Here is a 12011-nt window from a genome sequence, read left to right as displayed (position 1 = left end):
CCACCACTAGGGCGACAGACCCGGGCCGAGTTGGGCGGCATTCTTATCTCAACGGCGAAACAAGCCGAACAGATAGACCAAAACCCAACTCACACAAAGGATTACAGAAATGATCCGCATCATCAGCACCATCGCGCTCCCGATCATCTCCGCCGGCGTCATCGGCGGGGCCGCGCTCGGCCTGGCCGGCACCGCATCGGCCAGCACCACTGCCCAGGCTCCGTCAGGCCCGGGCCACTCCTTCAGCCCGAGCACGCACGCCCACCCCGCGCCCAACGCTGCGCCCGGCTGGCACAACCACCACGGCGCGTGGCACATCGCGGTCATGCAGCACCGCTGAGCCCGCGCTCGCACTCGTAGTCCGAATGTAATCTCGCGCCATGACAGCCGATCTGAATTTGAACTTGTCCACTGACGAACTTCTGACCACCACTCGATCGGTGCGCAAACGACTCGACTTCGACAAACCGGTGCCGCGCGAAGTGATCATGGAGTGCCTGGGGTTGGCGCTGCAGGCGCCGACCGGGTCCAACGCTCAGGGCTGGCAGTGGGTCTTCGTGACCGATCCTGCAAAGAAGCAGGCGCTGGCCGACATCTACCGGTCCAACGCCAACCCGTACCTCGACCACCCTGCCCCCGAGCGCGGCGACATCCGCGACGAGCAAGTCGGCGCCGTGATGAGCTCAGCGAAGTACCTCAGTGAGAACTTCGAGAAGGTGCCCGTGCTGATGGTGCCGTGTCTGGCGGGCCGTCCGGACGGAGCGCCGGTCGGAAAGCAGGCGTCGTACTGGGGCTCGTTGCTGCCTGCGGTGTGGAGCTTCATGCTTGCGCTGCGGTCCCGCGGGCTGGGCTCGGCGTGGACGACGTTGCATCTGCTCGGCGACGGCGAGAGACAGGCCGCTGAGGTCCTGGGCATTCCGTTCGACCAGTACGCGCAGGCGGGGCTGTTCCCGATCGCCTACACCAAGGGCACCGACTTCAAGCCGGCCAAGCGGCTGCCCGCCGATCAGCTCACGCACTGGGACACCTGGTGAGTCGGACGGATCAGGAAATCAGACCGCGCCGCTGAAGCCGTGTTGCCGCCACGCCTCGTAAGCGGCGACCGCGGCGGCGTTCGACAGGTTCAGCGACCGCCTGCCGTCGAGCATCGGGATCCGCACGCGGCCGGTGATGTGGGGATCGGCGAGCGTCTCGGTATCCAGTCCGGTGGGTTCGGGCCCGAACATCAGCACATCGCCCGGTTGGTAGCTGATATCGGCAAACGACGTCGCAGCGTGCGCTGTGAACGCGTATACCTTGGCGGGCATCAGCGCCGACCATGCCGTCGCGAGATCCGGATGCACGGTCACCGACGCCAGATCGTGGTAGTCGAGTCCCGCGCGGCGCAGTTTGGGCTCCGACAGATCGAATCCCAATGGCTCCACGAGATGCAATTCGCAGCCGGTGGCAGCGACCATTCTGATCGCGTTGCCCGTGTTGGGTGCGATTCGAGGTGAGAAGAACAGCAGCCGAAACATTTCGCCGACGATCGTACGGCGGGGTGCCGCACCGTACTCCGGGTGATCGTCGTCGACAAGATCAGTGATCGTTGCGAGGTTTGCTCAATTAACATACGACTGCGCTACAGCTCGGTCACAAACTCTGGCTGTTCAGTGAGAATTGTGGAAACGCCTGCGAGTGGCTGTCATACTCGTCGAATTGCCAGGCGTAGTGACGCCCGCCCGAGCGTGGGCGAAATCAGCAGGAAGCCTTATGAATCACGCCTCAGGACCAAAGTGGCGAGACTCGGTCGATAGCAGGGTTGGATGCCGATGACCGCCTTTACGCAGCTGAAACAGGCCGACGGAACGGTGGTCGAATTCACGCCGGCGCCATACGTGCCGGCTGAGCGGCCCTCCCGTTGGTCTCCGGCGAATTGGCCCGTCCGCGGGAAAGTGCTCGCCATTGTTCTGGTGCCGCTGATTCTGGCCGTCGTGTTCGGCGGATTACGCATCTACGGCAGCTCAGTCGAGGCCTCCCGTCTGCGGTTGGCCGCCGATCGTGCCGAATTGATCCCGGACATCGACAAGTACATGGCTGCGCTGGAAGGCGTCATGGTGGCTGCCACCGAGGGTGGTGACAGCCAGACCGCGCTGGCGGATTTCAACGCGCGCAAGACCGACCTGCGTCAGCGCACCGACTCCACCCAGGTTGCCGACGACGTCGGGCAATCGGTGAACAGCCTGCTCGACAAGGGGCAGGAACTGGTAGGCGCGGTGACGACCAACGCGGTCGACCTACGGACCCAGGTGATGGAATACGGGTCGCTGCTGCTCACCGCGGAAACTGCAGTCACCGGATCGGTACGAACCGACGATCAGGACGTGCAACTGAAGGCCGACGCGTTGTCCCGGGCGATCGGTGCCCGCGGGCAGATGATGATGCAGCGGCTGCTGGTCACCCGCGGTGATGATCTCCCCGAGTCGGAACTTCGCAACTCGATGATCGCATTGGCCGGTACCGAACCGTCGACCGTGACGGCGATGGCGAAGGCCTTGGGTGGTGCCCCGGAGCAGGCGGCGACGCTGCGTTCGGAGATGGTCAAGCGATTGGGGATACTGTCCGACCCGACGACTACGCTCGTCGACAATCCTGACCTGCTCGCCTCGCTGCAGGCGACCGGCAAGATCGCCGACCAGATGATCGGCAACTTCACGGCCTCCATCCCGACCGACGTCGACGCCGAAGCGAATCATCAGCGCAACGTGGCTATCCGCGATGCAATTTTGGTTGGCGCGGCCATCGTCACCGCGTTGGTGATCGTGTTGCTGGTGGCCCGTTCGCTGGTGCGTCCACTGCGCGCGCTGCGCGATAGTGCGCTCAAGGTCGCCCACGAGGATCTGGCCGCCGAGATCGAACGTGTCCGTGGCGGCGGTGAGCCCGGCATCGTCGAGCCGCTGCCCGTGTACACCACCGAAGAGGTCGGTCAGGTCGCCCACGCTGTTGACGAACTGCACCAGCAGGCCGTCTTCTTGGCCGGTGAACAGGCGCAGTTGCAGTCGCAGGTCTCCGACATGTTCGAGACGCTGTCGCGGCGCAGCCGTTCGCTGGTAGATCAGCAGCTGTCCCTGATCGACCGCCTTGAGCGCAACGAGGACGATCCCGAGCGGCTGGATAGCCTGTTCAAGCTGGACCACCTGGCGGCCCGGATGCGGCGCAACGGCGCCAATCTGCTGGTGCTGTCGGGCTCCAAGGTGACCCGCGAGCACAAAGAGCCGGTGCCGATCGAGACGATCATCAACGCCGCGGCCTCCGAGGTCGAGGATTACGCGCGCGTCGTCACCGCGACCGTCGCCGATGTCGAGATCGTCGGCTCCGCCGCCGGCGACCTGATCCACCTGTTGGCCGAGTTGCTCGACAACGCGCTGCGCTACTCACCGCCGATCTCCCAGGTCCGGGTGTCTGCCGGGTATGCGGACACCGGCGGGCTGGTCATCGAAGTCAGCGATGTAGGTCTGGGTATGACCGATGCCGATCTTCGGGTCGCCAACGCGCGTCTGCAGTCCGGTGGCGAGGTCAATCCGTACACCGCCCGCCACATGGGCCTGTTCGTGGTTGGGCGCCTGGCCACCCAGCACGGTCTGGTGGTCCGGTTGCGCAGCACCGTCGCCGAGGATCCAAACTCGGGGACCATCGCCGGGATCTATATTCCGGTGGAGTTGCTGGTGCGCGACGGGGTGCCGATGGCTGCCCCGGCATCGTTCGCCACAGCATCTGACGACCCCTCATACGGGTTGGCTGCCGCGATGGGCCTGGACACGCGAGCGGCCGATGCGGCAACCGAATCCGCTGACCTGCTGCGCAACGGCCATGCCGATCTGCCGTTCGGGTCGTTGCCGCGGCGCAACCCCGGTGCTAGCGGCATCTCCGACCTGTCGCCGACGCTGACCCCGATTGCCTCGGACACGGAGAACCCAGTCGACGGTGTTGCCGAACAAGAGACAGCCGAGCAGGCGGCCGCGGACGAGAAGCAGTCTCTCGACCCGGTGCCGAGCACTGGGGCGCTGACGAACACGGCGGTCACCAACACCTCGGCGTTTTTCGCCTCGCGTGCACAGGCCGCCTCCAACGGCGTGCAGCCCGAGTTCGGCCCGCCGACCGCCTCTGCCGAGCAGCAATCGCCGGCAGGTGAGCCGCGTCCGGCGTCAACGACCGACGCCATCTACCAGTCGATGATGACCGAATGGGACATCGACCCAGCGACGCACGTGCGCAGCGCTGACCTGGACTGGAAGACCGTCTGGGAGAAGGGCTGGACTGTGGCGGCCGCGGCGCAGGACGCGCCCGTCGAGCAGCACACCGAGGAAGGCCTGCCGATGCGTACGCCGGGTGCCCGTCTCGTGCCGGGCGGGGTCGCGGCGGTCGCCGGGCTCAACGACCAGCACCCAGCACATCGATATGACGACAGCCCTGAGGCGGTAGCATCGGCAGACAACCCTGGCAGCGACGTTTTCGCGGTGTTCCAGCCGCGTGATCCGGAGGCTGTCCGCGCGAGCATCAGCAACCATTTCGGCGGTGTGGCCGCCGGCCGGTCGCACGCCCGAGAGACTAGAGGAACCGATAACGAATGACCCGTGGAGGAACGCAGCGTGACTCCCTGGACTGGTTGGTGTCGAAGTTTGCCCGCGAGGTGTCCGGGGTGTCACACGCTGTGCTGGTGTCTGCCGACGGGCTGCTGATGGCGGCCAGTGAGCACATGCCGACCGAGCACGCCGATCAGCTCGCGGCGGTGGCGTCCGGTCTGGCAAGCCTTGCCACCGGTGCGGCACAACTGTTCGAGGGCGGCAACGTGCTGCAGTCGGTCGTCGAGATGGACAACGGCTATCTGCTGTTGATGCGGGTCGGTGATGGCTCGAACCTGGCGACGCTGGCCGGCCGGTCCTGCGATATCGGGCAGATCGGCTATGAGATGGCGATCCTGGTCGAACGCGTCGGCGCTGTGGTGCAGTCGTCGCGCCGGACGCCCCAACCTTCGTGAGCTGCTCATGGATGCGTTCGAATCGGCCGAACGGCCAAGTCTTGTCCGGCCCTACACGCTGACGGCTGGCCGGACCGATTCGCGCGTCCACCTGCCGTTGGAAGCACCGGTAGAGGCACTGGAGCCACCGCCACGTGAACCGCGCTGGTCGGCCCGCGATGTTCGTGGCCAAATCGTGGAACTGTGCGCCGACAGGCCGTCTGTGGCCGAGATCGCAGCATATTTGTCCCTACCTCTCGGCGTGGCGCGCGTGCTTGTCGGGGACTTGGTGGCGCAGGGTTATCTACGCGTACTCACCACTCTCGACGATTCGGCGAGCTTCGACGAGCGCCGTGAGCTGATAGGAAGGACTCTGCGTGGTCTACGAGCACTCTGACCGCGCCGACGGCAGCCCCCGGCGGCGGGCCGCGTCGACGAAGATCGTCATCTCCGGAGGGTTCGGCGCAGGAAAAACGACATTCGTCGGCTCGGTTTCGGAGATCATGCCGTTGCGGACAGAGGCGTTGGTGACCAACGTTTCCGAGGGCGTCGACGCCCTCGACGGCACTCCCGACAAGCGGACCACCACGGTCGCGATGGATTTCGGCAGGATCACCCTCGACGAGGATTTGGTCCTGTATCTGTTCGGCACCCCCGGCCAGCGGCGGTTCTGGTTCATGTGGGACGACTTGGTGCGCGGCGCCATCGGCGCGATCGTGCTGGTCGACATCCGCCGACTGCAGGACAGCTTCGCCGCGGTGGATTTCTTCGAGGCCCGCAATCTGCCGTTCATCGTGGCGGTCAACGAATTCGACGACGCTCCGCGGCACCCCCCGCAGGCCGTGCGCACGGCGCTTGCGCTGCCCGAGCACATTCCGGTGATGACGGTTGATGCCCGGGATCGCAACTCGGCGAAGGCCGCGCTGATCGCCCTCACCGAGTACTCGCTGACCAGCCTGACGGCGCTGCCCGGCTGAGCCAATGGCTGAGCTGTTCTGGGCCGATGAGGAATTTGTCGGCGTGGATTTTCGCGCCGACAAATACGACGGAGCTCTGAGTCGTCTCCGCACCGAGCGTGTGGTCTTCACCGAATGCGACTTCAGCGGAGTCGACCTGTCCGAGTCCGAGCATTCCGGCTCGGCGTTCCGCAACTGCACGTTCCGCCGGGCCACGCTGTGGCACAGCACGTTCACCAACTGCAGTCTGCTGGGCTCGGTGTTCAGCGAAGCGCGCCTGCGGCCGATCACTCTCGTCGAGTCAGATCTGACACTGGCAGTGCTCGGCGGATGCGATCTGCGAGGCGTCGACCTGTCCGACTGCCGGCTGCGCGAGGCCGGCCTGGTGGGAACGGATCTGCGTAAGGCAGTGCTGCGCCGCGCCGATCTGACCGGCGTGCGGGTGCAGGACGCCCGGCTTGAAGAGGCGGACCTGCGCGGTGCCCGCGTCGACCCCACGCTGTGGACCACCGCCAAACTCCGTGGTGCACGCGTCGACGTCGACCAGTCGTTGGCCTACGCCGCTGCGCATGGTCTCGTCGTCGGTGGGTAACTTTCTTCCGCCGAGCAGACGCTGAGGTCCCCGACACGCCGAGGCTGGCGTACCCGAGCGTCTGCTCGCGGGAGGGAACTCAGCCCTTGAGGCGGATCTTCCAACGCACGAAGCTGACGTAGAAGATCGACAGCGCGGCCAGCATCGCCATGTTGAACAGCCAGGCCCCTTCGGAGTGCTTCCAGAGCGAGTCGTCGGGCACGATCGGCGGTTTCACCAGATCGGTGAGTCCCACCGTCGATGCCGTCGCCGCGAATCCCCAGCGGGCCGGGGTGACCCACGACATCTGGTCCAGCACGGCCCGGCCGGTCACCGGGATCATGCCACCGGAGAACACCAACTGGCTCATGATCGCGACCACCAGCAGCGGCATGATCTGCTCGCTGGTCTTGGCGACCGACGACAAGGCCAGGCCGACCGTCGCGGCGCAGACCGTGCACGCAGCCATACCGACGAACAGTTCCAGGGACGCGTTGCCGAGCAGGTTGGCGCCCTGAGTCGGGGCGCCAACACCGATGATGGTGATGGCTGTGACGATGCCCGCCTGGATCACCGCGAAGATGCTGTACACGCAGATCTTGGCTAACAGGTAGGCCGTCGTGGACAACCCGACGGCCTGCTCACGCAGGAAGATCGCGCGCTCGCCGATCAGGTCGCGGATGGTCAGTGCGGTACCCATGAAGATCGCACCCACGTTGAGCAGCACCAGCACCTGCCCGGGCTGGTTCGGCGCGTCGCTGAGCGGGTTCGGCGGTCCGAAGCCGGTCTCGCCCGGCACCGACAGCGACAGCACGCCCATGATGAACGGCAGCAGCGCCAAGAAGACGAAGTAGCCACGGTCGGAGATGATCAACCGCATCTGGCGGCGCGCGATCGTGGAGAACTGGCGCAGCAGGCTGGTGTGCACGGGCTCGCCGAGGCTCGCAGGCTTGTCCGCGGGCGGGCGTTGCGGTGGCGGCCCGTGGATGGTCAGGTACCGCTGCTTGGCCCCTTCGGGGTCACCCGCGACCGTGCTGAAGATGTCCGCCCAGTTGGTGGTGCCCAGCTCCGCACTGATCTCGCTGGGTGGCCCGCAGAAGGCGGTCTTCCCACCGGGCGCCAGCAACAGCACCTGGTCGCACACGTCGAGGTAGGTCAGCGAGTGGGTGACCACGAGCACCACGCGGCCGGCGTCGGCCAGCTGCCGCAGCATCGTCATCACCTGGCGGTCCAGTGCCGGGTCCAGCCCCGAGGTGGGCTCGTCGAGGATCAGCAGCGACGGGCCGGTGAGCAGCTCCAACGCCACCGATGCGCGCTTGCGCTGCCCGCCCGAGAGCTTGTCGACGCGGGTGTCGAGATGCTTGGTCATCTCGAGCTCTTCGAGCACCTGCATGACGACCTGTTCTCGGTCGGCTTTGGTGGTGTCGGGCGGCAGCCGGAGTTCGGCGGCGTACATCAGCGCCTGCCGAACGGTGAGCTGGCCGTGCACCACGTCGTCCTGCGGCACCATGCCGATACGGGAGCGCAGCGAGGCGTACTCGGCGTGGACGTCGTGACCCTCGAACGTGATCGTGCCGCTGGTCGGATGGGTCAGGCCCGCGACCTGCTTGGCGAAGGTCGACTTGCCGGCGCCGGACGGACCGATCACGGCCGTCAGCGTGCCGGGTCGGGCGTCCAGCGAAATGTTGTCCAGCAGGGTCTTGTTGCCCTCGATGGTCCACGTCAGGGCGCGGACCTCCAGCCCACCGGTGCGGGTGTCGGCCTCGGTCTCGCTGCGCCGCACCAGCGTGCCGCCGGTGTAGGTCAGGTCGACGTTGCCGATGGTGACCACGTCGCCGTCGTGCAGGATCGCCGAGTCCACCCGGGCGCCGTTGACGAACGTGCCGTTGATGCTGCGTTCGTCGCGGATCTGGGTGCCCCCGGGCATCGGGAGCAGGGTGGCGTGGTGCCGTGAGGCGAGCACGTCGGGAATCACGATGTCGTTGTCGGTGGCGCGACCGATCTTCACCGCTCCTGCAGTCGGTTCGGGTGTCCGGCCCGGCCGCAGGATTTTGAGCATGCTGGTCGCTTTGTTGGCGATCGGCTCGTTGCCGCGCGGTGCCGACACGGCGGGGCCCATGGTGGTCGGAGCCTGCGCAGACGGCGGACCAGTCGGCCGCGCCGGTGACGGTGGCTGGTACGACTGCGGGCTGCTGGGGTAACCCGGCTGGGGACCGCTCGGATAGCCCGCTTGCGGCCCGCTGGAGAAACCGGACTGCGTGCCGGTCGGGTAACGCTGCTGCGGGCCCGACGGATAGCCCGGGCGCTGGGCGCTGCCAGGCGGCTGCTGCCAGCCCCCTCCGGTGGGCGCCTGGGTGGGCCAGCTGCCGGATTGTCGTGTGGCGATCGGCACCGCAACAGTCGGCGTGCGGCCCACGTTGCCCTGGTGGTGGCCGACCTCGAAGCTCAGCTGTGGGCCGTCCGGGTTCCCGATGTTGATGACCTGGCCGTCCTGGATATCCACGGAAGGCACTCGGCGGCCGTTGACATACATGCCGTTGAGGCTGCCGTTGTCGATCGCAACCCATCGGCCCTGATCGAACCGCAGCACCAGGTGCGCACGTGAGATCAACGGGTGGGCGATGCGGACGTCGGCGCGCAGGTCACGGCCTATGACGACATCGTTGCCGGGGGCGAAGGTACGGGTCGACCCGTCGTACCGAACGGTCAGCGCGGGCGGGGCTGGTCGGCTCATCGGGACCAACTCTATCGGTCCGGCTGCTCGAATTGCCGCGCCATGGACGCGTGGCGGCGTGTGTGACGATGGCCCGCATGGCCTGGGATGAGGCGACTGAACGAATTCGCGCGGTGCTGCGGCCGGCGGCGACGGTATGTGCCGGCGTCGCGGTGGGATTGCTGGTGTGCGCGGTCGCGCTCGCGTGGTGGAGCCGGTTGGGGCCGCCGCGCCCGCTCGGTCTTGATGCCTGGTTCATCGGTGGTCTGCACCGTTGGGGTGCGGATCTGCCGAGCCGGATCCCGCTCGCAGTGACTGTGGTGGCACTGCTGCTGATCGCCGCGATGGTCAGTGTCCGGCAGCGTGGGCGTGCCGGACGACATTTGCCGGGCATACCGGTGATCCTGGTGTCGTTGGCAGTCCTGGTGTTCTTCGCGTACTTCACGCAGGGAATACCGGCGTTCTACCGCACGCTCACGCAGGCGTATCCGGTGACGCCGGCACTGGCAGCCGGCGTGGCGGCGTGGTTGCTCTGCGTGGCCGGCGCGATCGCCACTCTGCTGGCCACCGCGGCGTTCGCCCGGCTGGGGCGCGACAGCCTGCGGCTGGTCGCGGTGGGCGTGGTCATCGCGGTGGTCGCCGGGGTCGTGGTGACCGTCGGCGCACTGCGGGCCGGCGACGACGACCGCTTTGTCGACGCGTCTATGGCTGCCGCGACCGATGTGCCCGCATTGCCGTCGGCGCTCGGCCGGCGCGGATTCGGCCTCACGGTCCCCGACGCGTTCGATGCCGAGGCGCCCGGTGCGATCGGCGGCAAACCCGGGCACTATCAGATCGCTGCCGCCGGAGCCGGTTTTGTCGTCTATACCAACCACCGCGTGACGGCCTACGGCATCGACGGCACCGAGCGCTGGCACTATGCCCGCACCGGCCAGAGCGATGTCGTCGTCGACGGCATCTCGGTCTATGACAACGGCGCCACCGTGGTGGTCTCCCTGGGTCGGGCATTGGTGGCACTCGATGCCGTCACCGGGGCGAAGCTGTGGACGAGCGCCGACCCCCGGCTGCTGGAGGCTGTCGGGCATGCCGGCGACCGGGACGTGCCGTTCCTGGTCTTCCGGGATGTGGCGTCGTGGACTCGGTTCGACACCCGCACCGGCAGATCAGCCTGGACTGTGCCGGATCCAAACCCGTCGGAGTGCGCGGACGGCGAGATCGACGCCGACACACGCTCGTGGGTGGTGTCGATCGCTCGCTGCACCTCGACGGCCGGTGTCGACATCCGGCTGATCGCGCTCGACCCTGCCAGTGGCCACACCCAGTGGGATACGACGGTGCTGCATGCGGCGCGCCCGCAGGAACACCAGCAACAAGAGGGGGGACCGCTGGACGTGATAGCCGCGCCCGCCAACTCCGTCGGGGTGTTCCTGCAGTTCGACGGGTTCGGCGCGCCGCAGGCACCGTCGTACGCGAACATCGCGCGGAAGACGGTCACTGCGCTACCCGAACAGGGGTTCCCGCAACCGTCCCTCGGGCCCAGTGACGAGTTCGTCGTCTCGGACCGGCAGTTGACGTTGTTCGGCGCCGACGGCAAGCAACGTTGCACGGTCGGTAGGAATGTCAGCGGACTTAACAGTCGAGTGCCCGGTCGTGCGGCCGGACTGTCCTACCTGGCCTTTCCCCGCAGCTTCGTCGTCGCCGACCGAGGCATCCAACCGGCGCTGCGCACCTTCGACAGCACCACGTGTGCAGAATCCGGAGAGGTTCCCGCGGCGGCCGTCGAGGGCATGATCCCGGTCCCGGGCGCCGTGCTTGTGCTGCGGCGCGATGGGCAGAACCTGCTGATCGACGGTTACCGGGCGGCCTGAGGCGTATTGGCCAGCGCGGGTACCGCCTCGCCGGGATACTTGTCGCGGGGCTCCCAGACATCCCAGGTCTGCACAGCCCAAAACAGCGCGAATTGGCCGATCAGGAGGAGTTCGACGAGCAGCAGGCCGAACTCCACATGCTTGACGAGCAGTACCACGGCCAGGACCACCGTGGCCAGCATCAGCACCGCGATCACGGCGTAGAAGCGGGCCCGCTGCTGGCGCCCGGCGGCCCGGGCGTAGCACGCGTGATAGACGGCGACCATCGTGATCGCCAGAAACATGGCGACCGCGGCGAACGCGTGCGCCCGCGCCATGAACCAGTCCGAGAACAGCGCCAGCGCACCGATGACCGCGAGTGCGAACAAGGCTTTGGGTAACCAGGATTCGGTCTTCAACAGGGCCTTCGCCAGCCACTTCCACAGGGCTGCGGCGGTGGCGCACTCCTCGTCTTCGGCGGTGGGTTCCGGCTGGGGTGGCCGCCACCGGCTCAGCGCCAGATACAGCGCGATACCGGCGGCCGCGGCCACGAACAGGGCGGTGACGTTGTTGGCGACGCCGCCGAGCGGGTCGACCACAGTCGGCAACCAGGCTCGGCACACCCCGGCGCTGCCGGTCGGGATCAGGGCCACGATGAACGCCATGAATCCGGAGAAGTTCAGAAGCGCGTCCTCGGCGGTGCGGCTGCCCTGGTAGGCGATCAGACAGACGCCGATGGCGCAGAGCGCGGCAAGGAACACCGCATGGGTGCGGGTGTAGAAGAACGCACTGATCGAACCCTGCAGACAGCTATGTGCGGCTGTTAATACCAGCGACACGATCAGGAACACCACCAGCGCGACGAGACCGACCCGCACGTAGCGGTAGGTCACCATCGCGTCGTCGGCGGTCTCCCGCATACCCCTCA

General features: G+C 66.9%; 11 protein-coding genes. 8 read left to right on the top strand and 3 right to left on the bottom strand.

Going from position 1 to position 12011, the window contains the following annotated elements; translation table 11 throughout:
• Nucleotides 1–109: 109 nt before the first annotated feature.
• Both B133_RS0113045 and B133_RS0113040 read left to right on the top strand, forming a co-directional pair.
• Nucleotides 110–340, top strand: coding sequence for a hypothetical protein (locus B133_RS0113045; protein WP_018601701.1), 231 nt, complete (start codon nt 110–112; stop codon nt 338–340).
• Between the two features lie 52 nt (nt 341–392).
• Nucleotides 393–1034: a nitroreductase family protein gene (locus tag B133_RS0113040; RefSeq protein WP_026256369.1), complete on the top strand. Its 642-nt coding sequence runs from the start codon at nt 393–395 to the stop codon at nt 1032–1034.
• Between the two features lie 18 nt (nt 1035–1052).
• On the opposite strand, the gene B133_RS0113035 is transcribed toward B133_RS0113040, so the two are convergent.
• Entirely contained in the window at nt 1053–1517 is a 465-nt protein-coding gene (locus B133_RS0113035) for a tRNA (cytidine(34)-2'-O)-methyltransferase (RefSeq protein ID WP_018601699.1), read from the bottom strand.
• Nucleotides 1518–1805: 288 nt separating this feature from the next.
• Here B133_RS0113035 and B133_RS0113030 point away from each other — a divergent pair, with 288 nt between their 5' ends.
• The 5 genes from B133_RS0113030 to B133_RS0113010 are packed head-to-tail and all read left to right on the top strand — an operon-like array spanning nt 1806 to nt 6544.
• The gene (locus B133_RS0113030; RefSeq protein ID WP_018601698.1) at nt 1806–4610 is read left to right on the top strand and encodes a HAMP domain-containing sensor histidine kinase; all 2805 of its coding nucleotides are present in this window, start codon (nt 1806–1808) and stop codon (nt 4608–4610) included.
• Nucleotides 4607–5017, top strand: a complete 411-nt coding sequence (locus B133_RS0113025) for a roadblock/LC7 domain-containing protein (protein WP_018601697.1) — start codon at nt 4607–4609, stop codon at nt 5015–5017. The genes B133_RS0113030 and B133_RS0113025 overlap by 4 nt, the downstream gene beginning before the upstream one ends.
• A gap of 7 nt (nt 5018–5024) precedes the next feature.
• Nucleotides 5025–5393 (top strand): DUF742 domain-containing protein, encoded by a 369-nt coding sequence (locus B133_RS0113020; RefSeq protein ID WP_018601696.1) that lies wholly within the window; start codon nt 5025–5027, stop codon nt 5391–5393.
• Nucleotides 5374–5973, top strand: coding sequence for an ATP/GTP-binding protein (locus B133_RS0113015; protein ID WP_018601695.1), 600 nt, complete (start codon nt 5374–5376; stop codon nt 5971–5973). The genes B133_RS0113020 and B133_RS0113015 overlap by 20 nt, the downstream gene beginning before the upstream one ends.
• 4 nt (nt 5974–5977) lie before the next feature.
• Nucleotides 5978–6544, top strand: a complete 567-nt coding sequence (locus B133_RS0113010) for a pentapeptide repeat-containing protein (RefSeq protein ID WP_018601694.1) — start codon at nt 5978–5980, stop codon at nt 6542–6544.
• 79 nt (nt 6545–6623) lie between these two features.
• On the opposite strand, the gene B133_RS0113005 is transcribed toward B133_RS0113010, so the two are convergent.
• Nucleotides 6624–9257 (bottom strand): FHA domain-containing protein, encoded by a 2634-nt coding sequence (locus tag B133_RS0113005; RefSeq protein ID WP_018601693.1) that lies wholly within the window; start codon nt 9255–9257, stop codon nt 6624–6626.
• Nucleotides 9258–9334: 77 nt separating this feature from the next.
• Between B133_RS0113005 and B133_RS0113000 the strand changes: the two genes are divergently transcribed.
• Nucleotides 9335–11104 carry a PQQ-binding-like beta-propeller repeat protein gene (locus tag B133_RS0113000; RefSeq protein ID WP_026256367.1) on the top strand — a complete coding sequence of 590 codons (1770 nt, stop codon included), beginning with the start codon at nt 9335–9337 and terminating at the stop codon, nt 11102–11104.
• On the opposite strand, the gene B133_RS0112995 is transcribed toward B133_RS0113000, so the two are convergent.
• Nucleotides 11089–12003: a hypothetical protein gene (locus B133_RS0112995; RefSeq protein WP_018601691.1), complete on the bottom strand. Its 915-nt coding sequence runs from the start codon at nt 12001–12003 to the stop codon at nt 11089–11091. The genes B133_RS0113000 and B133_RS0112995 overlap by 16 nt on opposite strands.
• Between the last annotated feature and the right edge of the window lie 8 nt (nt 12004–12011).

Source organism: Mycobacterium sp. 155, assembly GCF_000373905.1.
GTDB lineage: Bacteria > Actinomycetota > Actinomycetes > Mycobacteriales > Mycobacteriaceae > Mycobacterium.
This window is presented reverse-complemented; position numbering and strand designations above follow the sequence as displayed.